We start from the raw sequence: 23,484 nt of genomic DNA, 5'->3' as shown, positions 1-23,484 counted from the left end.
GACCCAAGGAGCTTCCATGAGCACGTTCACCACGCAAGACGGCACCGAGATCTATTACAAGGACTGGGGCAGCGGTAAGCCCGTGCTGTTCAGCCACGGCTGGCCGCTGGATGCCGACATGTGGGAATACCAGATGGAATACCTGAGCAGCCGCGGCTACCGCACCATCGCTTTCGACCGCCGCGGTTTCGGCCGTTCCGATCAGCCGTGGACCGGTTATGACTACGACACCTTTGCCGATGACATCGCGCAATTGATCAATCATCTGGACCTGCGTGAAGTGACACTGGTGGGCTTCTCCATGGGCGGCGGCGACGTCAGCCGCTACATCGCCCGTCACGGTAGCGAGCGCGTTGCAGGGCTGGTGTTGCTGGGCGCCGTGACGCCACTGTTCGGCCAGAAGCCGGACTTCCCGCAAGGCGTCGAGAAATCGGTGTTCGACGGCATCAAGTCTGGCCTGCTCAAGGATCGTGCGCAGTTCATCGCGGATTTCGCTGCGCCGTTCTACGGCACCAATCAGGGCCAGAAGGTTTCCGACGGCGTACTGACCCAGACGCTGAACGTCGCCCTGTTGGCCTCGCTCAAAGGCACCGTGGATTGCGTCACCGCGTTCTCGGAAACCGACTTCCGCCCGGACATGGCCAAGATCGATGTACCGACCTTGGTGATTCATGGTGACGGCGATCAGATCGTGCCGTTCGAAACCACTGGCAAGCAGGCGGCTGCGCAGATCAAGGGTGCCGAGTTGAAGGTCTACGCGGGCGCACCGCACGGTTTTGCGGTGACTCACGCTCAGGCATTGAACGAGGATCTGTTGGCGTTCCTTAACCGCTGACAGCAGGCACTGTTTTTTCGTCAATCAGGCCGGGCATGTCCCGGCCTTTTTCCGCCTACAGGTTGCAAACGTGGTCGACAGTGTTCCGGTGCCGGTCGGCATCATCGGCTACCGCTTCATCCATGTGCTCAACCGCATCGGTACGTGGGTGCTGGGGATCGGCATCGTCGTCGGCTTCGGCTATATCTTCACGCACATTCAGACCGATGATTTCCTCACCCGTGGCAGCTTCAACCTCTCCGTTGGCGAGCAGTCATTGAAGTTGCTTTGATGAAAACGGAAGGCCCGCCGTGTGCGGGCCTTCTGCATTGGAGTGTGGTATTTGTTGGCGACCAATCACTACCGGACAGGGAAATCCAATGCTGCGAATACTGGGCAGAGCTTCGTCGATCAACGTGCGCAAAGTGCTCTGGGCCTGCGCTGAAATTGACATTGCATTCGAGCGTGAGGACTGGGGCACAGGCTTTCGGTCGACTGAATCAGCGGAGTTTCTCGCCTTGAATCCCTGCGCCATGGTGCCGGTGATTCAGGACGGTGATTTCACCCTGTGGGAATCGAACACGATCATTCGTTATCTGGCGGCTAATTTCCAAGGCTTGCACCTCTATCCAGCCGAACCACAAGTCCGGGCGCGGGTTGATCAGTGGATCGACTGGCAGGCTTCGGAACTGAACCGCTCGTGGTCGTATCCCTTCATCTCGTTGGTGCGCCACTCGCCGGACTATCAGGACAGCACCGCGCTGGCCGCCGGGATCGAGCAGTGGTCGAAGAACATGGAAATCCTCGACCGACAGCTGGAAAAAACCGGCGCCTACGTCAGCGGCGAGCAGTTTTCTCTCGCTGATATCCCCATCGGGCTGTCGGTCAATCGCTGGTTCGAAACCCCGTTCAAGCATCCGCACCTGTCGGCAGTTAATGCCTATTACGAGCGTTTGAGCCAACGGCCCGGCTTTCTGCTGCACGGACGCAACGGCACGCCGTGATCGTCGCTATTTCGCCTTGAACGCCTCACGCCGCGCCTGCCGTTCGGCGGCGTAGGCTTCTTGCGGCTGGCTGATCAGATTTTCACGCCGCAACGGCTCGCCACAGTGATCACACAGCGGACCGAGACCTGCGCTGTGATTGCAATGCTTGTGGATCATGTTCACCGCCAGCCCTTCCTCCGGTGCCTTGCACCAGGTTTCTCCCCACTTTCGCAAAGCAATGACCACCGGGTAGAACGCCTCGCCTTTCGCGGTGAGGTGGTACTCGTAGCGTTTCGGCCGCTCGTTGTACAAGCGACGCTCGACCAGTCCGTCCGCCTCCAGGCTTTTCAGACGAGCGGCGACCATTTGCGGGGTGCCCCCGGTCTGCGCCTTGATTTCGTCATAACGATGGTTGCCCATGAACAACTCGCGCAAAACCAGCACCGTCCAGCGGTCGCCGACGATCGCCTCGGCCCGGTCAATCGGGCAAAGGGTCTGCGCAGGAGAGCTATCGTTTACAACCATCAGTGCTTGCCTCATTTACATTTACTATGATTATCATATTAACTCGATGTCGGGAGAAGTCCTGCGCAACGATCAATCCAATTGCCGGAGCAACAGCCATGTCGAATTCTCTCTATCCACTCGACCGCACCGCTTACCTGCTGGTCGATCCGTACAACGACTTTCTCTCGGACGGTGGCAAGATCTTCCCGCTGATCAAACCGATGGCCGAGCAGAACGGCTTGCTCGATAACCTGCGCAAACTAGACCGCGCGGTGCGCGAGCTAGACATTCCGGTGGTCATCGTACCCCATCATCGCTGGGAAAAAGGTGACTACGAAAACTGGGATCACCCCACACCGACCCAATGCAAGATCATGCACATGCACCATTTTGCCCGTGGCGAATGGGGCGGCGAATGGCACCCGGATTTCGCACCGAAGGATGGCGACATCGTCGTGCAGGAACACTGGGGCTCCAGTGGTTTCGCCAACACCGACCTGGATTTTCGGCTGAAGCAGAAAGGCATCACCCACGTGATCATCGTCGGCCTGCTGGCCAACACCTGCATCGAGGCAACCGCCCGCTATGCGTCGGAGTTGGGTTACCACGTGACCCTGGTGCGCGATGCCACCGCCGCGTTCAAAGCGGAGATGATGCACGCCGCCCACGAGCTCAACGGCCCGACCTTCGCCCACGTCATCGCCAGCACCGACGAACTGATCGCCAGCCTCAAGCCACAGGGTGAATCGAAATGAGTCTGGTGGGCGCTGCGTAGGTCGTTGCGGACTGCGAGGCGCCAGTCACTCCCCTGCCCGCACCACCCCACGCTCCTCCAGCAAGCGCACAAACATGCTCAAACTGCGCGACACCGTCCCGCGCCGCCACACCAGCCAGGTGGTCAGATAACGAAAATCTGCCGTCAGCGGCCAGACACTGACCGTTGCGCTGCCGGGCATGCTCTGCAGCATTTTGCGCGGCATCAGGGCCAGTCCGGCGCCCGCGCTGACGCAAGCGAGCATGCCGTGGTAGGACTCCATTTCGAAGATCTTGCCAGGCACCGCAGCGTCGGTGCTGAACCATTTTTCGAAGTGATGACGGTAAGAGCAGTTGGAGCGGAATGCATAAATGTTCTCGCCGTTCACATCCGCCGCACGCTGCACTGCGGCGTGATGGAGCGGCGCAATGATGACCATCTCTTCTTCAAACGCCGGCACGCCTTCCAGCGCCGGATGCAGCACCGGGCCGTCAACGAACGCGGCCGCAAGACGCCCGGACAGTACGCCTTCGATCATCGTCCCAGACGGCCCGGTGGACAGGTCCAGATCGACTTTCGGATGCAGTTGGTTGTACGCCGCCAGAAGTTCGGGGATGCGCACCGCCGCCGTACTCTCCAGCGAACCCAGGGGAAACGCGCCTTGCGGTTCTTCACCTGCCACCGTGGCCCGTGCCTCTTGAACCAGATCGAGAATGCGCCGTGCGTATTCAAGAAAACTCCAGCCAGCAGGCGACAGTCGCAAACGACTTTTCTCGCGAATAAACAGGTCGACACCCAGATCCTGCTCCAGCTGCTTGATGCGCGTGGTCAGGTTCGACGGCACGCGATGGATCTGCGCCGCGGCGGCGCTGATGCTGCCGTGTTCGGCAACGGCTTTGAAGATTTCCAGCTGCACCAGATCCACAGTCATTCTCCAATCGTGAAAGAAACGATCTTTATTATTCAGTTTCCAGAAAACAAACACCACCCTACTCTAGGCCCATCACATTCGACACGCAGGACGAAAGCCATGAGCCAGATTTCCAGCCAGACCCACGCCATCTCGATCAACCCTGCCACCGGCGAGCAGATCGGTCAGTACGCCTTTGAATCCGCAGAAGCCCTCGATGCCGCGCTGACCCGCGCCGCGTTCGGCTTCTCGAAATGGAAGCGCAAGCCGCTGCAGGATCGCTCCCGCGCGCTGACCGCCCTTGCCGGCGCTCTGCGTGAAGGCGCCGAAGCCATGGCGACCATGATCACCCTGGAAATGGGCAAGCCCATTGCCCAGGCTCGTGGCGAAATCGAAAAATGCGCCAAGCTCTGCGAGTGGTACGCCGAACACGGCCCGGCCATGCTTGACGCCGAGGCGACCCAGGTCGAAGGCGGCAAGGCGCGCATCGAATACCGTCCGCTCGGCCCGATTCTGGCGGTGATGCCGTGGAACTTCCCGATCTGGCAAGTGCTGCGCGGCGCAGTACCGACGCTCCTCGCCGGCAACACCTACGTGCTCAAGCATGCGCCGAACGTGATGGGGAGCGCCTATCTGCTACGTGATGCCTTCAAGCGCGCCGGTTTCGCCGATGGCGTGTTTGAAGTGCTCAACGTCACCCCGGAAGGCGTTTCCACCGCCATTGCTGACCCGCGCATTGCCGCCGTCACCCTGACCGGTAGCGTGCGCGCCGGCATGGCGATCGGCGCCCAGGCCGGCGCTGCGTTGAAAAAATGCGTGCTGGAACTCGGCGGCTCCGATCCGTTTATCGTGCTCAACGACGCTGATATCGACGAAGCGGTGCAAGCCGCCGTGATCGGTCGCTACCAGAACTCCGGCCAGGTCTGCGCCGCAGCCAAGCGTTTGATTATCGAGCAAGGCGTGGTCGAAGAGTTCACCCGCAAGTTCGTCGAAGCCACGCGCAAGCTGAAAGTCGGCGATCCACTGTCCGCCGACACGTACATCGGCCCGATGGCGCGTTTCGATCTGCGTGACGAACTGGATCAACAAGTGCGCGATACCCTCGAAGAAGGCGCGACCCTGCTGCTGGGTGGCGGCAAGGCTGAAGGTGCGGGCAACTACTACGAACCGACCGTGCTGGCCGACGTCACTGATCGCATGACCTCGTTCAAACAGGAACTGTTCGGCCCGGTCGCCTCGATCATCACCGCCCGTGACTGCGCGCATGCCATCGCTTTGGCCAACGACAGCGAGTTCGGCCTGACCGCGACGATCTACACCGCCAATGTGCAACTGGCCCAGCAACTGACCAGCGAACTGGAAACCGGCGGCGTGTTCATCAACGGCTACTCCGCCAGTGACCCTCGCGTGACCTTCGGTGGCGTGAAGAAAAGCGGTTTCGGCCGTGAGCTGTCGCACTTCGGTGTGCGCGAGTTCTGCAATGCGCAAACTGTATGGCTGGATCGCAAATAAACCAGACACCACACAACCTGTGGGAGCAAGCCCGCTCCCACAGGTTGTGTGGTTCAGTTTTTGAAGTCGGTAGACAGTGCCAACTCGTTCCACTCGGCCAGTTCTTGCGCCACCAACCGATTCTTCGCCTCGATTCGCGCAACCGTGTCGCTACCCAACGCCAGGCGTTGTGGCGGATTCGGTGCGTTGACCAGCGCGAGGATCGCCTCGGCAAACTGCAGTGGATCACCCGGCTGCGAGTGGTTCGCGGCCTCGGCTAAGGTGCGCATTTTGCCCACGGTTTCGTCGTAATCCGGCAGCACCAGTGCGGTTTTGATCAGCGACTGTTCATCCAGAAAGTCTGTGCGGAAGAAACCCGGTTCGACCACCGTGGCATGGATGCCCAGCGGTGCCAGTTCCTGATGCAGCGCTTCGCTGATGCCTTCCACCGCAAACTTGGTGGAACCGTAAACGCCCCAGCCCATGTACGCCTGATAGCCGCCAATTGACGAGATATTGATCACATGGCCACTGCGTTGCGAGCGCATATGTGGCAGAACGGCGCGGGTGACGTTGAGCAGGCCAAACACGTTGGTGGCGAACAGGCGCTCGGTCTCGCTCGCGCTGGTTTCTTCCACCGCGCCCAGCACACCAAACCCGGCGTTGTTGATCAGTACATCGATGCGGCCGAACCGCTTGATCCCTTCCGCGACCGCTTGATGCGCTTCCTCTTCTCGGGTCACGTCGAGACGCACCGCCAGCAGATTCGGGTGATCGCCGAGGCGATCAGTGATGTCTTGTGGGTTACGGGCAGTGGCAATCACGGCGTCACCAAAACGCAAGGCGCGTTCTGCGATGAGAGTGCCAAAACCACGGGAAGCTCCAGTAATGAACCAGGTACGCATAGCAACTCCTCCTGTCAGCGACCCTTGGCGATGGTGCCGGGTCTTCTCGATGAGTTGATGCGACTTTAAGCGCGTGCTACTGATGTGATAATCCCAGCAATTTTGCATGACTTTGTGAAAGGTATTCACAGATGAAATCACCCTCAGCGGCAGACCTCTCGGTATTCCTGTGCACGGCGCTGCATTTGAATTTCAGCAAAGCAGCGATTGAACTTGGCCTGACGCCGTCGGCCCTGAGCCACTCGGTCAAAGCGCTGGAGAATCGTCTCGGCGTGCGACTGTTCAACCGCACAACCCGCAGCGTGGCGTTGACCGAGGCTGGCGAACGCCTCTATGCGCGCCTGAAACCGGCGTTTCGCGACATCGATGATGCACTGGAAGACCTCAACCATTTTCGCGACAAACCCTCCGGCAACCTGCGTATCACCGCCGGCCGCCAGGCCTGTGAGCTGGTGCTGCTGCCAATTGCCAGTGAGTTTTTGCAGATCTATGCGGATATTCGTCTGGAAGTAGTCGAAAGCGATGCACTGCTGGATATCGTCGCTGGCGGTTTCGATGCCGGCGTGCGCTTTGGCAATCGACTGGAGGCCGACATGGTTTCCCTGCCGATTGGTCCGACGATGCGCTCGGTGGTGGTCGGTTCGCCGGCATTTTTTCAGCGCCACGCCACGCCACAAAAACCCGAGGAGTTGCATGATCTGCCGTGCATCCGCCACCGCTTCCCCAGCGGCGCGATGTACCGCTGGGAGTTCGAACGCGGCGGCATCAGCCAGGAAATCGAAGTCAATGGCCCGCTGACCCTGGGCGATGTCAGCCTGATGGTCGACCCCGCGCTGCAAGGATTGGGGCTGGCCTATGTGTTCGAAGAAATGGTCAGCGAACATCTGCGTTCCGGGCGTCTGGTCCAGGTACTGGCAGACTGGTGCCCCTACTACCCCGGCCTGCATCTGTACTATCCGAGCCGCCGCCATGTGCCGGCACCGCTCAAGGCTTTCATCGACTTCGCCCGCAATCGCCCCCAAACCAGCCAGGAGCTGTAGCAGGCTGCGATCTTTTGATCTTCGAACAGTGAAAAGCCCGCCCCTTCACATGACGGGGCTTTGGGTTAAGCAACCGCTTACTCAGACTTTCTGAGCAATCAGACCGCGGGCGACACACGGCACTTGTTGACCATCGACGGTGGCAGCTCCGAAGAACAGCAACGTGTCGTCAGTGAACAAGGCCGAAGCCATCCCGGCGGGGCTGACACTGAATTGCAACCAACCTTTACCCCCACCGAAGGTGTTATCCAGAACTCCCGCATCAGTGAATTTCGCGACCACTACCTGGCCGGGATCATAAAGATGTCCGTACACCAGAATGCTGCCATCTTTCTGGACACAAGCGTTATGCCAACTGGTTTCGCGGTCGCCCAGTTTCACCAGCAATGGTTTGCCGCGATTGAACTGGATGTTTGCACTGCCATCAGACTCCCGGCTGATCAATAGACCGCAATCATCCTCATCAGAGGTGTAACCAATCCCCAATAGACGTTTGTTCGTCTGCTTAACAAGGTTTTCCATCAGAAAGTTCATTTCGCCACTTCGCGGTTCAATCAACAGATAACCATTGTCGGCAAATGAGGTGTCGGTTTTACCCGTGGAATGCAATCTCGTGAACAGTGCCCGGGCATGCGGGATATACATTTCCTGGCAGTTACCGACCAGCACATACTTCCCATCGTCCGCCAGCAGAATGTCCGTGACTTGGGTATGGGTAAAGTCCGGATGAGCGACCCAGACGATGCCGCTCTCGTTGAAATCCGGATCAAGTACGCCATCAGGTGTCAGTCGAATGATCGCGGTTTGAGTTTCTTCTATGCCGTCATAAATCAGCTCATGCAACAGGATTCTACCGTCGGGCAGAATCGCGCTGTTGCCGGTGGCTCGCGCCATGGACGAACTGTGCAAGCTACCGAAACTGTCATCCTGCCCCTCACCGATACTGCCGAGCGCGATCAGCACTGTCCCGTTTTTGCCAAACGTCTGGTCCGGACTGCCATCAGGGTGCAGACGGATCAGGCCTTTCCAGGTATTGAAAGTGCCGTCGTGGTAGTTGCCGATCAGCAATAGCTTTCCGTCGCGCAACTCGACCACTTCGTTGATCTGTGAATAAGCGCGCCCACCGTTATTTTGCACAAACTCTGCGATCACATAGCCCGCCTGACCGAATGTCGGGTCGATCGCCCCGCTTGCCTTCAGCCTGACGCAGTAGTAGGCAAATCGCCTGGTAGAGGTGCGGATACTGCCGCAGACGTAAAAACGACCCGCAGAATCGACAGCCATACCTCGGGGGGAAATGTTGTCTCCTGGCTCATCGGGTCCTTTCAACAACACCAACCCGCCCTCCCCGAACGTCGGGTCGAGCTGACCTTCATCGCGCAAAAACAAGGCGTCGATTTTCATGCTGATTGCTCCTTGTGCGTTTAGCCGACGCGATGATCTGTCCTGATTCAATTTCGCCCGTGATAACGGAGTACCAGGCCTTGGGAATCTGGCGTGGATAGAAAGCCTGCGATCACGATTTTTCCATCGCCCTGCAGGTCTATGCCGTCAAAAGAGCCGACCCGCTCCAGTGAAGTGCTGACCCAGCCGACGCCGTTGAACGTGGTGTCAAGCGAACCATCGCTAAGCAGTCTGGCCACAACCAATTCCCCTTGCTCTTCTGACCGTTGGATCTTGCCAAGCAAAACAAGGGTTCCGTCAGGTTGCATGGCGGCGCGGCGCCAGAGGGTGTCGACGTTATCCAGTCGGGTCAGCAACGGTTGACCACGGTTGAACTGAATATTGGGGCTGCCATCCGGCTCGAGGCTGATCAGCAGGCCTTGACCCGCAGCCGTTCTCCCGATCGCCAATAGCCGCTTGTTCGGTTGCCCGATCATCGCGTTGATCGTAGGGGTCTGCAGTGTCGGCAATGACACAACGACAAACCCGTCATCGCCAAAGGTTCGATCAAGGTGGCCATCGATGTTATAGCGCGCGAAAAATGGCGCCGGCGTACCTGAACGGGGCGCCAGATTGCCGCCGACCACGATCTTGCCGTCGGGATCAATGAAGCCGTTGCGCAGTTTCACATCCGCCGGGACGCCTCCCGGGTAAACCACTTGGACATGGCCTTTCTGATTGAAAGATTCGTCCGCAGAGCCATCGCTGTTCAGCAAAAAGATCAACGCACGGGTGTCCGCCTCATGAGAGACGACATAGTTGTGCACGACCAGGATTTTTCCGCTATCCAGTGCCGTGAGGCTACACGCATGGTCTTGAGTCTCGCCTTGCGATTGCGGGGCGCGTTGCGCCTGAATGTCTTCGGGCAATCGGAGAATAACCAAGCCTTCAGAGCCAAAATCGCTGTCCAGCGTGCCGTCGCAGAGGAAACGGGCCAGTGTGGGGATTGTGCCCACCTGTCCTGTCAGGAGAATTTTGCCGTCAGCGAGCAACGCGATGGATCTACCCGCAGAGTTCATGTTGAGGGCAAATGAGCCGCTGGAAATGCCATCCACACCGAAGGATTCATCCAGTGTTCCATCCGGCATCAAGCGGCCCAATACGTACGGATAACCGAAAGCGCCTCCGATCGCATAGCCCGCAAAATAAAGGTATTCAAGGTTTGCAGAGCGTTGCACTGCGACGTCATGGATTAAGGTTTGCGACCCTACACGAGGAATATCCAGGCGAAAAATACCGGCATCGGCAAAGCTTTCATCAAGCGACCCGGGGGTCCGCACAGTGTTGTTCGAGTGGCTCATGGAGCGTTCCTTGAGGGGGATCTCGACTCAAGTAGCTACCCATCAGTCTTTTCCGTCTACTGTAAGGTCTGACAGTAGACACCGAATTTTATCTGTGTGTGCCGACGCTGCACCTACCGTCAAGTGAAGGTCTATAGTGGATTAATCCATTGCCCTCGTGGCCTGCTGTCGAGCGCTGTCCATGGTCAACACCGAACACCTGATCATTTGCGAACACTGCGATTGCGTGTATGAAAAAGTCGCGCTCGCCAAACATCAGAAAACCCTGTGCCAACGTTGCGGCGGGGTGCTCCAGCGCTACAACGGCCTGACGGTTGAACAACGTCTGGCCCTGACGTTCACGGCGGCGATGCTGTGGCTGTTCGCCAATTTCTATCCGGTGATGAGCATCAGCCTCAAAGGCCTGAAAAACAGTGCGACGCTGTGGGATTCGGTGCTCGCGCTGAGTCAGGGGCCGATCACGTTCATGGCGATGGTCGCGGCGATCTCGATCATCATTGCTCCGGCCTTTCAATTGGTGCTGCTGATCTGGGTGCTGAGTTTCGCCCTGTCGTCGCGCCGCGCACCGGGATTCAAGGTGTGCATGCGCTGGCTGGAAACCCTGCGTCCGTGGAGCATGCTTGAAGTGTGTTTGCTGGGAGCGATGGTGGCAGTGTTCAAACTCGCCGGACTGCTCGATGTCTTGCCCGGTATCGGCCTTTTTGCGCTGGCCGTGCTGAGCCTGATGATGATCCGTATTGCCGGCCGCGATATCCGTGACCTCTGGGACATGCCATGAATCGACCAGCGACCGCCAGCGAACTCAATCTGTGCCTGTGCCACAGCTGCGGCCTGGCCTGCGACATGACCGACGAACCGCATGAATGCCCCCGCTGCGACGCCCCCTTGCACCGGCGCAAGACCAATTCACTGACGCGCACCTGGGCCTATTTACTCGCTGCGCTGGTGTTTTATATCCCGGCCAATCTGCTGCCGGTGATGAACACCACCATGCTTGGCAGTGGCTCCGACAGCACGATCATGAGCGGCGTGCTCGAGTTCTGGCAGCACGGCGCCTGGGACATCGCCCTGATCATCTTCATCGCCAGTATCGCCGTGCCGGGCGTCAAGTTCGTCGCCCTGTCGCTGCTGCTGATTACTGTGCAGCGCGACAGTGGCTGGGCCCGCCGCGAGCGCTCGAAAATGTTCCGTTTCGTCGAGTTGATCGGCTACTGGTCGATGCTCGACGTGCTGGTGGTCGCACTGGTCGCGGCGCTGGTGAAATTCCAGGCGCTGGGCGATATCGAGCCACGCCCGGGCATCCTGTTTTTCGGCATGGTGGTGGTGTTCACCATGCTCTCGGCAATGAGCTTTGACCCGCGGCTGATCTGGGACAACGCCCCCGACGACGAACCGCTCAGCGATGAACAACCTCCAGCAGCACCTGCAATGGATGGCGTAGCGCCCGATCCGACTGGCGCTTGACCTGGCTGCGGCACGAATAACCGGTCGCCAATGCCTCGCCCTTCTCTGCCGGTGCATCGACTTGACGCGCCCACGATTGTTCGTAGATCACCGCCGAGGTTTCGCGGTTACGCGCCTCGTGACCATAGGTGCCGGACATCCCGCAGCAACCGGTGGCCTGAGTGGCCAGTTTCAACCCCACGCGCTCGAACACTTGTTCCCATTGCCGAGTGGCAGCCGGGGCATTGGTTTTCTCGGTGCAGTGCGCCAGTAAACGGAAGGTCTCGGCCCTGCTCTGGCTGGTCTGTTCCGGCATGACGTCGAGCAGCCATTCCTGCAACAGCGCGACCTCCGGGCATTGCTCCATGCCCGGCACTTTCTGATATTCCTGGCGATAAACCAGTGTCATCGCCGGATCCAGACCTAACAGCGGCACGCCGACATCCGCCAGCGCTCGCAATTGCTGCGCGTTGCGCACCGCCGCACGGTTGAATGCCGACAGAAAGCCCTGCACATGCAGCGGTTTGCCGTTGGCACTGAACGGCGCCAGATACACCTGATAACCCAGACGCGAAATCAGCTCGACCAGATCCGCCAGCAGCGGCGCTTCGAAATAGCGGGTAAACGCATCCTGCACCAGCACCACGCTGCGTTCACGCTGTGCCTGGGTCAGGCCAGACAGGGTCGACACCGTCGCCGGTTGCACCTGCCAACGACGCATCGCCGCGTGGAAATCAAAGCGACTGAGCAACGGCACATCGACCATTCCACCGACACGCTCAAGCATGCCGCGAACCCACGAGGCGCCCATTAAACCGTTGTACAACGCCGGAATTCGCGCCATCCAGGGGATGGTGTACTCCAGCGAGGCGATCAGATAGTCCCGCGCCGGGCGCAGATACCGGCTGTGATACAGCTCAAGAAAGCGTGAACGAAACTCCGGCACATTGACCTTCACCGGGCATTGCCCCGCGCAGGACTTGCACGCCAGGCAACCGGCCATGGCGTCGTAGACCTCATGGGAGAAGTCTTCGGACTGCGCGCGGCTATTGCGCCAGCGCTGCCACAACGAAGAGAAAAATGCCGGTCGGCGAACGGCATCCGACAATACATCTACACCCGCCTCGCCCTGCAACCGCAGCCACTCACGGATCAACGATGCCCGCCCCTTGGGCGATTGCGCGCGTTCGCGGGTGGCTTTCCATGACGGGCACATCGCATCGTCAGGGTCAAAGTTGTAGCAGGCGCCGTTGCCATTGCAATGCATGGCCGCGCCGTAGCTCTGCCAGACTTTTTCGTCGATCTGCCGATCCAGTTCGCCACGCAGAGTCACTTCGTCAATTTTCAACAACGCCGCGCCGGTGTTGGCTGGGGTGGCGATCTTGCCCGGGTTGAACTGATTGAACGGGTCAAACGCCGCCTTCAACGCTTGCAGGGCCGGATACAGTTCACCGAAAAACGCCGGCGCGTATTCCGAGCGCAGGCCTTTGCCGTGCTCACCCCAGAGCAGGCCGCCGTAACGTTGGGTCAGCGCCGCAACGCCATCGGACACTGGACGCACCAGCGCCGCTTGCTGTGGATCTTTCATGTCGAGAATCGGCCGCACGTGCAGCACGCCCGCGTCAACATGGCCGAACATGCCGTACTGCAAACCGTGGCTGTCGAGAAGCTCGCGCAACTCGGCGATGTATTCGGCCAGGTGCTGCGGCGGCACGGCGGTGTCTTCGACAAACGGCTGCGGCCGTGCTTCACCGGCGACGTTGCCGAGCAGACCGACCGCACGTTTGCGCATGCCATAGACCTTGTTCACTGCCGCGTGACCGACGGCCAGGGTGTGGCCGAGTCGCTCGACAGTGCGGTCACTGGCCAGGTGCTCGATGAAGGCTTCGACCCTTTTCTGCAAATCCTCGGGATCATCACCGCAAAATTCGACGAGGTTGATCCCCAGGGTCGGTCGCTCGGCGCTCTGCGGAAAATACTCGGCAACGCCGTGCCAGACGATGTCCTGCATTGCCAGCAGCAACACCTTCGAGTCCACGGTTTCAATCGATAGCGGCTTGAGTGCCATCAAGGCGCGAGCGTCGCGCAGCGCGTCCATGAACCCGGCGTAGCGGATGTTAACCAGCATCGTGTGCTTGGGGATCGGCAGCACGTTGAGCCTGGCCTCGACCACAAAACCCAGCGAACCTTCGGCGCCACACAACACGCTGTTGAGGTTGAAACGATTGTCTGCCTCGCGCAGATGTGCGAGGTCGTAACCGGTCAGGCATCGATTCAGGTCGGGAAAGCGCTCTTTGATCAGTGCGCCCTGCTCATCAATGATCTGCCGCGCACAACGATAGACTTCGCCCACCCGATCCTCGCGCGCGCACTGTGTCTCAAGTTCGCTGTCCTCAAGCGGCAAACCGTGCAGACGCTCACCGCCGCGCAGAATCATGTCGAGCTCGAGTACGTGGTCGCGGGTCTTGCCGTAGGTGCAACTGCCCTGGCCGCTGGCGTCGGTGTTGATCATGCCGCCGACGGTGGCACGGTTGGAGGTCGACAATTCTGGAGCGAAAAACAGTCCGGCGGATTTCAGCGCGGCGTTGAGCTGATCCTTGACCACCCCGGCCTGCACCCGCACCCAGCGTTCCTCAACATTGATTTCCAGAATACGGTTCATGTGCCGCGACAAGTCGACCACGATGCCGTCTGTCAACGATTGGCCATTGGTGCCGGTTCCACCGCCACGCGGGGTGATGACCACTTGTTGGTAGGCCGGTTCGGCAATCAGTCGTGCAACGCGCGCCACATCGTCGGCGTCCATGGGAAACACCGCAGCTTGCGGCAAGCGCTGATAGATAGAGTTGTCGGTGGCCAGCACCACGCGACTGGCGTAGTCGGCGCTGATTTCACCGCGAAATCCACTGGCCTTCAGGGCTTTGAGGAACTGCTGATAATCGGAGGTCAGAGCGGTAGCGGGCGACAGCTGGGCAATCATCGGTCAGGGTATCTCGGGTCAAAATCAGGCCGTGTGGCGGTGAACAGTTGTACGCAACGAATGATTGCGTCAGGCTCCGCCATCTCATGTTGTCCATATTCATTGCTGAAGGATCTTGGGACAACCGTAAATTCGACCCGCTATTAATGACTTTTACGAATGAATCCGCGAACTCTCACCCCTTCCATGTCGTTATTGCTCGCCTTCGAGGCTGCCGCGCGCCACGAAAGCTACACACGCGCCGCCCATGAACTGTCGCTGACGCAAAGTGCGGTCAGCCGTCAGGTGCAGATTCTGGAGAAGATGCTCGGCATGCGCCTGTTCAATCGGGAGGGACGCAAAGTCGTCCTGACGGATGTCGGACGCATGTATCAACGCGAACTCGCCGAGGCCCTTGGGCAGATCCGCAGCGCGACCCTGCAAGCCATGGCGTTTGGTTCGGGGATACACAGCTTGCGGCTGGCGACGCTGCCGACTTTCGGTTCGAAGTGGTTGTTGCCGCGACTCAAGGACTTCTACACAGCCCACCCGGGCATGACCGTGCACCTTCATTCACGCATTGAAGCCATCGACTTTGATACCAGTGAAATCGATGCGGCGATTTGTGTGGGCGCAGGGGAATGGCCGGGGCTGAGCGCCCTGCCCCTGCACACTGAAGAACTGGTAGTTATTGCCAGTGCGCAATTGTCCGTCGCCGAGCGCGATGACGCCGAAAAGCACGTCGCCGGGCAATTGCTGCTCAACGTCAGCAGTAACGCCCAAGCCTGGACCGAGTGGTTCACTCATCACGGGTTGCCGCATCGGAGCATGCGCATCGGCCCGAGCTTTGAAATGACCTCGCACTTGATTCAGGCGGTGCGGGCGAATATTGGTGTCGGCTTGGTGCCGAGGATTCTGGTCGAGGATGAATTGCTCAGCGGTGAGCTGCTGCAACTCGGAGAACCGATCACCAGTCGTCGCAGCTATTACCTGGTGTATCCGCCGCGCAATGAAGCGCTGCCATCGCTGAAGGCGTTTCGGGATTGGTTGATGGATACGCTCTGACCCGCATCAGCGCTTTAGCGGTGGAGGCGCACTCGGCCCCTTGAACAGTGGTTTCTCCAACGGCTTTCCGTCGGGCCCAAAGAATAGATATTCGTATTTCTTTGGCATTAACTGCATAGCTCTGGCGGTCATGACGAACCCTCTGATGCCGGGCTGAACTCAACCCATTTAACCTTCGCGGAATCTATCAGCAAAAACTCAGCGCCAAAAGGCACCGTTTGGCCATTGCCATCGAGCCAACGCGGATTATGGATCAGGAACTGCCCATTGGCTGACTCCGGCGGCCACTCGGCCGGCCAGCCAGCGACGCGCCTTTCGTCATGCAAATGCAGGGTGATGAGCCGATCAAATTGCGCAAATGCGCAGAACCATTCACTCGGGTAGGAAGATTGTTTCGTTACGTTTCTGCGACGCAACCAGCCATGCAACCTGTCATTGGTAGCAAAATAACAGGACAGCAATCCAAGTAACAGCGAAGAAAGGAATGCCCATGACGTCTGCGTCTTGCCATCCCATATTCCCACAGAAAGTCCCTTCGCCCCCAACCACAAACAGACCACACCAATACCTGTTACCGCCCCATGAATCACAAACGTAAATATCAACGCCTGCACAATCTGCCCGAAGGTATCAGGCCGCTTGAATGCGGTAAGCGTGTAAAAAATCCAGGTTGAGACAAATCCGGGGATGAGGTACTGCAGCAACGGAATAACTTCTTTGACCAGATCATCCATGATCTGCGGCTCCTTGAAAGACATGCCGCCCCCGATTGAGGGCTGGCACTTAAAAGCCTAGTGCACGCTGAAAAAATGCTCGCCGCCAACTGTCACAGGTCATTACCCGAGACCGAAAAACCTAAGCATCCTGCAAGATCAGATCCGCTCCCTTCTCCGCCACCATCAGCACGGCCGCGTGAGTATTGCCCGACGTCACATTCGGGAAAATCGACGCATCGACAATCCGCAACCCTTCAAAACCATGCACCTTGAGACGGTTGTCGACCACTGAAGTCTGCTCGTCCGCGCCCATCGCGCAAGAGCCGCACAGGTGATAGATCGAGCCGCAGTTCTCGCGGAAGTACTGCAACATCTGTTCGTCGGTCTCTACCGCAGGTCCCGGCAGAACTTCGTCGACGGTGATGCTCTTGAGCGCCGGGGCGTTCATGATTTTGCGCATCAGGCGACTGCCCTGGATGACTTCGTCGATGTCCTTCTGCGTGCTCAGATAATTCGGATCGATCAGCGCCGCATCACGGGGATTTTTTGAAGCTATCTCGATGTGCCCACGACTGGTCGGGCGGCAGGGGTTGAAACACAACAGGAAACCGGAATACGGCTCGGGCTTGAGACTGGCCTTGTTGTTTTTCGGGATCTGGTACGAAAGCGGATTGAAATAGAGCTGCAAATTCGGATGATTCTGTTGCTCGTCGCCACGGAAGAAACCGCCTGCCTGATTGACGCTCATCGCCAGTGCACCTTTGCGCGTCAGCAGGTACTTCACACCGAGCTTGAGCTGGCCGAACAGCGAACTCAGTTCATCGTTAAGCGTCGGGATATTGGCCTTGTAGTAGTAACTGGCGCACAAGTGATCCTGCAGGTTCTGCCCGACCGCCGGCAGATGTTTGACCAGAGGAATCTGGTGCCTGGCCAGCAACGCGCGGTCAGCCACACCGGACAGTTGCAGAATCTTTGGTGTATCGACTGCTCCCGCACAGAGGATCACTTCCTTGCGCGCTGTGAAGGTTCGCACCACGCCGTGCTGGGTAATGGAAATGCCCGTCGCGCGCTGTCGGGTTTCGTCGAACAACACCCGATCCACCAACGCGTAATGCTCAACCGTCAGGTTCGCCCGCTTCAGTGCCGGATGCAGGTGGGCGAAGCTGCTGGAGCAGCGCTGCCCATTTTTGGTGTTGACGTCATAAAGGCCGGCGCCTTCGAATTTCGCACCGTTGAAATCCTCGCTACGCGGGTAGCCGAGCTCAGAGCAGCCCTCAAGGAATACATCACAAATCGGATGAGTCTGGCCCTTCATCGGCGTAATGCTGATCGGGCCGCTGCCACCGTGGTATTCGCTGTCGCCCAGTGGATGGTTTTCCAGTTTGCGGAAGTACGGCAGCACATCCTTGAAGCCCCAACCGTCATTGCCATTGGCTGCCCAATCGTCGAAATCATGAGCCTGGCCGCGCACATAGATCATGGCATTGATCGAGCCCGAACCGCCCTGAACCTTGCCGCGTGGTGCATAGATTTCGCGGTTGCCCAACTGCTTCTGTGGCTGGCTGTAATACATCCAGTTGAAGGTCGGGTTGTAATACATTTTGGCGAACCCGACCGGGATCTTGAACCACAGGGAGCTGTCCTTGCCGCCCGCTTCCAGCAGCAGCACGGTGTGTTTGCCAGAGGCCGAGAGCCGGTTGGCCAGCACGCAACCCGCGGCGCCTGCGCCAGCGATGATGTAGTCGTATGTCATGCACGGTTACCGCGTAAGTCGTTGTACAAAAATCGGAATGAACACTGCGACCCCCTGTAGGAGCGAGCCTGCTCGCGATGGCGGCGTGTCAGTCGACATTTGCATGTCTTGCACACAGCTATCGCGAGAGGGTGAAGGCCTACAGGAACCGTGTCAGCCTCGGGCCGGCGATGTGTCTTTGACATCCACCGGCGTCGGCGCCATTTGCAGGTGCAGACGTTCGCCGGTGTAAGGCGAATGCTTGCGCACCACGTCCATGTTCAACTCGACCCCAAGGCCCGGCTCGGTGGACGGAATGATGTAGCCGTCCTCCCACTGCAACGGTTTGGTCAGCACCTCGGCGTGGAAACCGCCCCAGGTCTCGATGCTTTCCTGAATCAGGAAGTTCGGCGTGCAAGTCGCCAACTGGAAACTCGCCGCCGCACCGATCGGCCCGTTGTAAAGGTGCGGGGCGATTTGCGCGTAATAGGCCTCGGCCATGCTGGCGATCTTCTTGGCCTCGAGCAGGCCGCCGCAGCGTGCGACGTTCATCTGCAAAATCGACGCACCGCCAGCCTGCAACAACTTGAAGAATTCGTACTTGGTGGTCAGACGCTCGCCAGTAGCAATCGGAATGCTGGTCTTGGCCGCGACTTGCGCCATGGCCTCTTCCTGGCCCGGCGGTACGGGCTCTTCGAACCACAGCGGATCGTATTTTTCCAGGCGCTTGGCCAAACGGATCGCCGACGACGGCACCATCTGCCCGTGGGTGCCGAACAGCAGGTCACACTTGTCACCCACCGCTTCGCGAATCTTGCGGCAGAAGGTTTCGCAGCGCTCCAGCACTTCCAGTGAGATCTGGTGCCCGGAGTACGCGGTATACGGCCCGGCCGGGTCGAATTTCACGGCGGTGAAGCCTTTGTTCATATTCTCGATGGCGCATTCGGCCGCCAGATCCGCATCGTCGTAGTCGTATTCGCCGCGACTGTTGATCGGGTACAGATAGGTGTAGGAGCGCAGGCGCTCGTTGACTTTGCCGCCCAACAATTCGTAAACCGGTTTGTTCGCCGCCTTGCCGATGATGTCCCAGCAAGCCATCTCCAGGCCGCTGACCACGCCCATCATGGTCAGGTCGGGACGCTGGGTGAAACCACTGGAATAGGCCTGACGAAAGAAGCGCTCGATGTGGTGCGGGTCCTGATTGAGCAGATAGCGCTCGAACACGTCCTCAATGATCGGCAGCATGGCTTTGGGGCCGAAAGTGGCGGCGTAGATCTCGCCGACACCTTCGATACCGCAATCGGTCTTGAGTTTGACGAACAGCCAATACATGCCTCCGATGTGCGGTGGCGGTACGGCGACGATGTGAGTTTCAAGGGCGATGACTTTCATCTCAGGCACCTGTCTTTTTCAGTGATTTGCGGTTGATCCGGGCACGCAGGGTCAGCGCGGCAAAAGTGCCGAGCAGACCGACGAAGGCGATGTAGCCGAAATACAGCTGGTAGCCGAGGGCGCCCGGGTAGTGTTCGGTGAGGTAGCCATTGATCAGCGGAATAAAGGCATCCGGCATGTAACCCACTACCGAGACGATGCCGATGGCCAGGCCTGTGATGCGCAGCGGAATGTCACAGCTGTCGAGGATCGCCCAGTACAGACCACGAATCGCGTAGGTCATCAAACCGATGAAAATCACCGTGGCAATCAACAAGCCCATGCTGTTGAGTGCCGGAAACACGATCAGCCCGATCATCGCCAGCGAGGCCAGTAGCAGAGCAACGATCAGCACCGAGATGTTGGAAAACTTGTCGCCCAACCAGCCCCCGCCAATGCCACCCAGCGGGCGCATCCACAACTTGATCGTGGTGATGGTGCCCGCCATGACCGCCGTCAGACCGCCACCTTGCAGGTAATCCGAGAAGCTGTAGGTGGCCCAGAAGATGTGGTAACCGCAGAACACGATGGCGGTGACGAGCCACAACTCAGGGATTTTCACCAGCGTCGTCAGATCCTGGAGCAGGTTGAACTTGCCCTTCTCCACCGCTGGCGTGTCCTCCATCGATTTCGGATCCTTGATCAACACCAGCACACAGCCGATGGCGATACAGGTAAAGGCGTAGAGATAGACCACATGCTTGAAGCCTTCGGCAGTGGACTCGCCACGGGTCTCGGTGGCGAACGCAAACAGCGCCAATGCAACCGTCGCCAGCAACGCTTCAACCAGACCGCGACCACCATCAAGGATGCCGAAGAAACGACCCTGCTCGGTGTGATGAGCAATCATCTTCACCCGCTTGAGCACCGAGGCCCAAAAGGTCAAACCGGTGGTCAGGCCCCAGCAGCCAAAGATGATCATCAGCCCGGTCATCGACGGCGCGGTCGAATACCAGAGCCCCAGGGCGCCGGTGGCAACCAGCGAGAAGAAAATCAGAAAGCGTGGCGCAATTCGGTCGGCCAGCCAGCCGCTCGGCAAATAGCTGAGCAGGAAGATCGTGCCGAGCATCGAGTACAGATAGCCCAGTTCACTGTGGCTGATCTGAAACACCTCGAGCATCGTGGTCTGGTAGACCTGGCGCAGGTACAGAATCGGATAGATCGCGCCGGCGGCGAGCACCAGCAACATCAATTGGAAATAGCGACTTCCCTTGTCACTTTGGCTTTTCACAGCCGAATTGGAACCCTGAACAGCGGCAGCAGAGGATGCATGCTTGGACATTGAAGTGACCTCGGGCAACCCGGTGCTCCGGGCGCCCCTGATAATTGTTTTTATAGGTGCAGCGTGAGGCGTGTTGCGGTGGATCAGTACTTCATGACCACGAGTCGGGTCTGGGTAAATTCGAGCATGCCGTGCTTGCCGTCATCGCCGCCCAGACCGGAACGTTTCCATCCGGCGTGGTAGCCCTGATACGGATCGGCCGGGGTGCGATTGACGTACAACTCACCAGCCTCGATGGCATTGGCGATTTTCTGCGCGGTGCGATAGTTCTCGGTGTAGAGCACCGACGCCAGGCCGAACTGGTGGTCGTTGGCCATGGCCAGCGCCTCGTCGATATCCCGATACTTGAGCACCGGCAGCACCGGGCCGAAGATTTCTTCCTGAACGATTTCCATGTCCTGACGGCAGCCGCTCAGCAGCGTTGGCGGGTAGAAATGCCCCGGCCCTTGCGGCAAAACACCGCCACTTTCGAGGATCGCGCCATGTGCAACGGCGCGCTGGACCATGGCGTGGATGTTCTTCTGCGAACTGGCGTTGACCAGCGGGCCCATGAGGTTTGCGTCGGTCGCGCGATCGCCGAATTTGACGTTGGCGATTTTGGTCTTGAGCAGACCAAGGAACTGCTCATAGATGCTTTCCTGCACATAGACACGCTCCACCGCCGTGCACAACTGGCCGCAATGGGTGGTCTTGGAGGCAATGATCGCGCTCGCGGCAGCTTCCAGATCGGCATCCGCCTCGATGATCGCCGGAGTCTTGCCGCCCAACTCCAGCGACGGCTTGGCGATGTTGGTCTTGCAGTAGTCGAGCACGATACGCCCGGCGTTGACGCTGCCGGTCAGGGTAATCAGGCCCACCGCTTTATGAGTGCAAACCGCCGCTGCGGTGGCGTGATCCATGGTCAGGATATTGATGACACCCGCCGGCATGCCCGACTGCTGCACCGCTTTGGCGATTTCGAACGCCGAAGTCGGTGTGTTGTTGCTCGGACGCACCACCACGGTATTGCCGGCAATCAGCGCTGGGGCGATTTTGCGCAGCAAGGTATAGACCGGGTAGTTGAACGGGATCAGGCAGGCCACAACACCAATCGGCTCGCGATGCAGAAACAGGTTCTCGTCGGGACTGTCGCTGGGGATGATTTCGCCTTCAATACGCCGCGCCCACTCGGCGTGGTAGCGGGTGATCTGTGCGGCGTAGCGGGCTTCGTTGCTGGCATCGCTGACGCTTTTGCCGGACTCGGCTGCCAACGCGGCGCCGATGGCCTCGGCGCGATCCTCAAGAGCCGTGGCGAGCGCTCGCAGATGTTCGCCGCGTTCGATGCTGGTGAGTTTGCCCCAGACCTTTTGCGCCGCTGCGGCGGCGTCGACGGCGGCGGTGGCCTCTTCAGCAGTGGCGCCTGACACATGGCCGAGCAGCGCTTCGGTGGCCGGGTTGTAGACCGCGATCAGTGCCGCGCTGGCAGGCTCGATGAATTGGCCGTTAACAAAATTTCGCTCGGTTCGCATGTGCATCGCCCATCGTTGTTTTTATCAATGCCACCAGTCTTGTCATCGATGGCAGGTTGAACAAACGATTTATCGGGCGCCAGAACATTCGAAAAATGCAGGTTACTCCCAATAGCGATGTCTCAGATGGCCGCAGTCGAAGGCTCCAACTGGCGCTGGGCCAACCAGATCTCTTCCTGCAACCACTGACTGAACACCTGCAACTGCGGCATTTCAGTCTGCTCCGGCCGGGTTACCAGCCAATACGACTGATGCCCCTCAACATGCACGTTCAGCACTTGGGTCAACTGACCGCTGGCCAACTCTGCGGCGACCATGTGCCAGTCGGCAATGGTAATCCCCAGCCCATCGGTCGCCGCTTGTATCGCCAGATCCAGCAGGTCGAACTCATAGCCGCCCTGGGTATCGACACCGCTGATACGTGCCGCGTCGAGCCAGTGTTTCCAGGTCAGGTAACGCTGATCTTCCTTGGCCAACACATGCAGCAGTGTCAGGCGATTGAGATCGATGCCCTGCTCGCTACCCTCGCGGGTGTATAGAAAAGGCGCACACACGGCGATATGTCGCTCCTGGATCAGCAAAGAGCTGTCGAGCCCGTCCCACTCGCCGTCGCCAAAACGGATCGCACAGTCCAGGTTGCTGGTTTCCGCCAGGCTGTCCTGCAAGCGCGTGGTGATGCTCAACTCGAGTTCCGGGTGCTGCTCGCGCAAACGCCCCAGCCGCGGCATCAACCAGCGACTGGTAAAGGTTGGCGGCGCGTTGATGTGCAGACGATTGGAGTGGGTTTTCTGCTGGATGCTGCGCACCGTCAGCTCAATCTTGTCGAATGACTGATGCAGTGCCCGCAGCAGAACCTTGCCGGCACTGGTCAGCTCCAGATGATGATGGCGACGCTCCAGCAGGCTTTCGCCGAGCTGCTCTTCCAACTGCCGGACCTGACGGCTCACCGCGCTTTGGGTGACATTGAGCAACTCGGCGGCGCGGGTGAAGCTGCCGGTGCTACCGGCCACTTCGAACGCTTTGAGCGCATTCAGGCCGGGCATTTTGCGTTTCATATCAAGGCACTCGAAAACCACTGACAAGACGCGAAGCATCCCACGAGTTTGACGGACTGTCCTACAGGAATTTCCGAGTAACATGCATTCGACGCAGGTTCTTCTGTCGTTTTTATCGTTTGTTCCAGATCTGTCGGATGGC

The 23,484-nt window shown here is 58.9% G+C and carries 20 protein-coding genes and 1 pseudogene; 9 read left to right on the top strand and 12 right to left on the bottom strand.

Going from position 1 to position 23,484, the window contains the following annotated elements; all coding sequences use genetic code 11:
* Positions 1 to 16 precede the first annotated feature (16 nt).
* The 3 genes and pseudogenes from ACA069_RS12465 to ACA069_RS12455 all read left to right on the top strand — a co-directional run bounded on the left by ACA069_RS12465 (position 17) and on the right by ACA069_RS12455 (position 1,818).
* Positions 17 to 835 carry an alpha/beta fold hydrolase gene (locus ACA069_RS12465; protein WP_497617760.1) on the top strand — a complete coding sequence of 273 codons (819 nt, stop codon included), beginning with the start codon at positions 17 to 19 and terminating at the stop codon, positions 833 to 835.
* A gap of 70 nt (positions 836 to 905) precedes the next feature.
* Positions 906 to 1,076, top strand: a pseudogene (locus tag ACA069_RS12460) (cytosine permease); the annotation flags it as partial.
* A 118-nt stretch (positions 1,077 to 1,194) separates the two neighbouring features.
* The gene (locus tag ACA069_RS12455) at positions 1,195 to 1,818 is read left to right on the top strand and encodes a glutathione S-transferase family protein (RefSeq protein WP_497617758.1); all 624 of its coding nucleotides are present in this window, start codon (positions 1,195 to 1,197) and stop codon (positions 1,816 to 1,818) included.
* Between the two features lie 6 nt (positions 1,819 to 1,824).
* On the opposite strand, the gene ACA069_RS12450 is transcribed toward ACA069_RS12455, so the two are convergent.
* Positions 1,825 to 2,325 (bottom strand): winged helix-turn-helix transcriptional regulator, encoded by a 501-nt coding sequence (locus tag ACA069_RS12450; RefSeq protein ID WP_497617756.1) that lies wholly within the window; start codon positions 2,323 to 2,325, stop codon positions 1,825 to 1,827.
* A 98-nt stretch (positions 2,326 to 2,423) separates the two neighbouring features.
* On the opposite strand from ACA069_RS12450, the gene ACA069_RS12445 reads away from it, so the two are divergent.
* A complete protein-coding gene (locus ACA069_RS12445; protein ID WP_401265346.1) occupies positions 2,424 to 3,062 on the top strand; it encodes a cysteine hydrolase family protein in 639 nt (212 codons plus the stop codon).
* Positions 3,063 to 3,107: 45 nt separating this feature from the next.
* Here the strand turns inward: ACA069_RS12445 and ptrR are convergent, their stop codons facing one another.
* Positions 3,108 to 3,986: a putrescine utilization regulator PtrR gene (gene ptrR / locus ACA069_RS12440; protein WP_489880128.1), complete on the bottom strand. Its 879-nt coding sequence runs from the start codon at positions 3,984 to 3,986 to the stop codon at positions 3,108 to 3,110.
* Between the two features lie 105 nt (positions 3,987 to 4,091).
* On the opposite strand from ptrR, the gene ACA069_RS12435 reads away from it, so the two are divergent.
* Complete coding sequence (locus tag ACA069_RS12435) at positions 4,092 to 5,483, top strand: aldehyde dehydrogenase family protein (RefSeq protein ID WP_497617754.1); 1,392 nt, start codon at positions 4,092 to 4,094, stop codon at positions 5,481 to 5,483.
* 53 nt (positions 5,484 to 5,536) lie between these two features.
* Here the strand turns inward: ACA069_RS12435 and ACA069_RS12430 are convergent, their stop codons facing one another.
* Positions 5,537 to 6,367, bottom strand: coding sequence for an oxidoreductase (locus ACA069_RS12430; RefSeq protein ID WP_497617752.1), 831 nt, complete (start codon positions 6,365 to 6,367; stop codon positions 5,537 to 5,539).
* 131 nt (positions 6,368 to 6,498) lie between these two features.
* Between ACA069_RS12430 and ACA069_RS12425 the strand changes: the two genes are divergently transcribed.
* Positions 6,499 to 7,407, top strand: coding sequence for a LysR family transcriptional regulator (locus tag ACA069_RS12425; RefSeq protein ID WP_497617750.1), 909 nt, complete (start codon positions 6,499 to 6,501; stop codon positions 7,405 to 7,407).
* A gap of 81 nt (positions 7,408 to 7,488) precedes the next feature.
* Here the strand turns inward: ACA069_RS12425 and ACA069_RS12420 are convergent, their stop codons facing one another.
* Together ACA069_RS12420 and ACA069_RS12415 are read right to left on the bottom strand one after the other, a co-directional pair.
* Positions 7,489 to 8,811: an NHL repeat-containing protein gene (locus tag ACA069_RS12420; RefSeq protein WP_489880099.1), complete on the bottom strand. Its 1,323-nt coding sequence runs from the start codon at positions 8,809 to 8,811 to the stop codon at positions 7,489 to 7,491.
* 47 nt (positions 8,812 to 8,858) lie between these two features.
* Positions 8,859 to 10,151: an NHL repeat-containing protein gene (locus ACA069_RS12415; protein ID WP_489880098.1), complete on the bottom strand. Its 1,293-nt coding sequence runs from the start codon at positions 10,149 to 10,151 to the stop codon at positions 8,859 to 8,861.
* A gap of 181 nt (positions 10,152 to 10,332) precedes the next feature.
* On the opposite strand from ACA069_RS12415, the gene ACA069_RS12410 reads away from it, so the two are divergent.
* Both ACA069_RS12410 and ACA069_RS12405 read left to right on the top strand, forming a co-directional pair.
* Entirely contained in the window at positions 10,333 to 10,929 is a 597-nt protein-coding gene (locus tag ACA069_RS12410; protein ID WP_401265361.1) for a paraquat-inducible protein A, read from the top strand.
* Positions 10,926 to 11,615, top strand: coding sequence for a paraquat-inducible protein A (locus ACA069_RS12405; protein ID WP_401265362.1), 690 nt, complete (start codon positions 10,926 to 10,928; stop codon positions 11,613 to 11,615). The genes ACA069_RS12410 and ACA069_RS12405 overlap by 4 nt, the downstream gene beginning before the upstream one ends.
* Here ACA069_RS12405 and ydiJ read toward each other — a convergent pair.
* A complete protein-coding gene (gene ydiJ, locus ACA069_RS12400) occupies positions 11,548 to 14,574 on the bottom strand; it encodes a D-2-hydroxyglutarate dehydrogenase YdiJ (protein ID WP_489880097.1) in 3,027 nt (1,008 codons plus the stop codon). The two genes, ACA069_RS12405 and ydiJ, sit on opposite strands and share 68 nt — an antisense overlap.
* Before the next feature lie 159 nt (positions 14,575 to 14,733).
* On the opposite strand from ydiJ, the gene ACA069_RS12395 reads away from it, so the two are divergent.
* Positions 14,734 to 15,618 (top strand): LysR substrate-binding domain-containing protein, encoded by an 885-nt coding sequence (locus tag ACA069_RS12395; RefSeq protein WP_497617747.1) that lies wholly within the window; start codon positions 14,734 to 14,736, stop codon positions 15,616 to 15,618.
* Between the two features lie 128 nt (positions 15,619 to 15,746).
* On the opposite strand, the gene ACA069_RS12390 is transcribed toward ACA069_RS12395, so the two are convergent.
* The 6 genes from ACA069_RS12390 to ACA069_RS12365 all read right to left on the bottom strand — a co-directional run bounded on the left by ACA069_RS12390 (position 15,747) and on the right by ACA069_RS12365 (position 23,342).
* The gene (locus ACA069_RS12390; RefSeq protein ID WP_497617746.1) at positions 15,747 to 16,352 is read right to left on the bottom strand and encodes a DUF6338 family protein; all 606 of its coding nucleotides are present in this window, start codon (positions 16,350 to 16,352) and stop codon (positions 15,747 to 15,749) included.
* Between the two features lie 121 nt (positions 16,353 to 16,473).
* Positions 16,474 to 18,087, bottom strand: a complete 1,614-nt coding sequence (locus ACA069_RS12385) for a GMC family oxidoreductase (protein WP_497617744.1) — start codon at positions 18,085 to 18,087, stop codon at positions 16,474 to 16,476.
* Positions 18,088 to 18,240: 153 nt separating this feature from the next.
* Positions 18,241 to 19,458 (bottom strand): mandelate racemase/muconate lactonizing enzyme family protein, encoded by a 1,218-nt coding sequence (locus ACA069_RS12380; protein WP_497617742.1) that lies wholly within the window; start codon positions 19,456 to 19,458, stop codon positions 18,241 to 18,243.
* 1 nt (position 19,459) lies between these two features.
* Positions 19,460 to 20,779, bottom strand: a complete 1,320-nt coding sequence (locus ACA069_RS12375) for an MFS transporter (RefSeq protein ID WP_401265374.1) — start codon at positions 20,777 to 20,779, stop codon at positions 19,460 to 19,462.
* A gap of 83 nt (positions 20,780 to 20,862) precedes the next feature.
* Complete coding sequence (aldA, locus tag ACA069_RS12370; RefSeq protein ID WP_497618226.1) at positions 20,863 to 22,287, bottom strand: aldehyde dehydrogenase; 1,425 nt, start codon at positions 22,285 to 22,287, stop codon at positions 20,863 to 20,865.
* 122 nt (positions 22,288 to 22,409) lie between these two features.
* On the bottom strand, positions 22,410 to 23,342 hold the full coding sequence (locus ACA069_RS12365) for a LysR substrate-binding domain-containing protein (protein ID WP_401265376.1): 933 nt from the start codon (positions 23,340 to 23,342) through the stop codon (positions 22,410 to 22,412).
* Positions 23,343 to 23,484: the final 142 nt, after the last annotated feature.

The sequence above is a fragment of the Pseudomonas sp. LBUM1652 genome (assembly GCF_059716105.1).
The sequence above is the reverse complement of the archived record's forward strand: the minus strand, read 5'-3'. Positions and strand labels throughout refer to the sequence as shown.

Excerpts from the sequence above, each read along its gene's own strand:
- ACA069_RS12430 (WP_497617752.1), bottom strand. The coding sequence starts at position 6,367 with ATGCGTACCTGGTTCATTACTGGAGCTTCCCGTGGTTTTGGCACTCTC.
- ACA069_RS12365 (WP_401265376.1), bottom strand. The coding sequence starts at position 23,342 with ATGAAACGCAAAATGCCCGGCCTGAATGCGCTCAAAGCGTTCGAAGTG.
- ACA069_RS12435 (WP_497617754.1), top strand. The coding sequence starts at position 4,092 with ATGAGCCAGATTTCCAGCCAGACCCACGCCATCTCGATCAACCCTGCC.
- ACA069_RS12465 (WP_497617760.1), top strand. The coding sequence starts at position 17 with ATGAGCACGTTCACCACGCAAGACGGCACCGAGATCTATTACAAGGAC.
- ACA069_RS12395 (WP_497617747.1), top strand. The coding sequence starts at position 14,734 with ATGAATCCGCGAACTCTCACCCCTTCCATGTCGTTATTGCTCGCCTTC.
- ACA069_RS12385 (WP_497617744.1), bottom strand. The coding sequence starts at position 18,087 with ATGACATACGACTACATCATCGCTGGCGCAGGCGCCGCGGGTTGCGTG.
- ACA069_RS12380 (WP_497617742.1), bottom strand. The coding sequence starts at position 19,458 with ATGAAAGTCATCGCCCTTGAAACTCACATCGTCGCCGTACCGCCACCG.
- ACA069_RS12420 (WP_489880099.1), bottom strand. The coding sequence starts at position 8,811 with ATGAAAATCGACGCCTTGTTTTTGCGCGATGAAGGTCAGCTCGACCCG.
- ACA069_RS12410 (WP_401265361.1), top strand. The coding sequence starts at position 10,333 with ATGGTCAACACCGAACACCTGATCATTTGCGAACACTGCGATTGCGTG.
- ydiJ (WP_489880097.1), bottom strand. The coding sequence starts at position 14,574 with ATGATTGCCCAGCTGTCGCCCGCTACCGCTCTGACCTCCGATTATCAG.
- ACA069_RS12390 (WP_497617746.1), bottom strand. The coding sequence starts at position 16,352 with ATGGATGATCTGGTCAAAGAAGTTATTCCGTTGCTGCAGTACCTCATC.
- aldA (WP_497618226.1), bottom strand. The coding sequence starts at position 22,287 with ATGCGAACCGAGCGAAATTTTGTTAACGGCCAATTCATCGAGCCTGCC.
- ACA069_RS12455 (WP_497617758.1), top strand. The coding sequence starts at position 1,195 with ATGCTGCGAATACTGGGCAGAGCTTCGTCGATCAACGTGCGCAAAGTG.
- ACA069_RS12450 (WP_497617756.1), bottom strand. The coding sequence starts at position 2,325 with ATGGTTGTAAACGATAGCTCTCCTGCGCAGACCCTTTGCCCGATTGAC.
- ACA069_RS12375 (WP_401265374.1), bottom strand. The coding sequence starts at position 20,779 with ATGTCCAAGCATGCATCCTCTGCTGCCGCTGTTCAGGGTTCCAATTCG.
- ACA069_RS12405 (WP_401265362.1), top strand. The coding sequence starts at position 10,926 with ATGAATCGACCAGCGACCGCCAGCGAACTCAATCTGTGCCTGTGCCAC.
- ACA069_RS12415 (WP_489880098.1), bottom strand. The coding sequence starts at position 10,151 with ATGAGCCACTCGAACAACACTGTGCGGACCCCCGGGTCGCTTGATGAA.
- ACA069_RS12425 (WP_497617750.1), top strand. The coding sequence starts at position 6,499 with ATGAAATCACCCTCAGCGGCAGACCTCTCGGTATTCCTGTGCACGGCG.
- ACA069_RS12445 (WP_401265346.1), top strand. The coding sequence starts at position 2,424 with ATGTCGAATTCTCTCTATCCACTCGACCGCACCGCTTACCTGCTGGTC.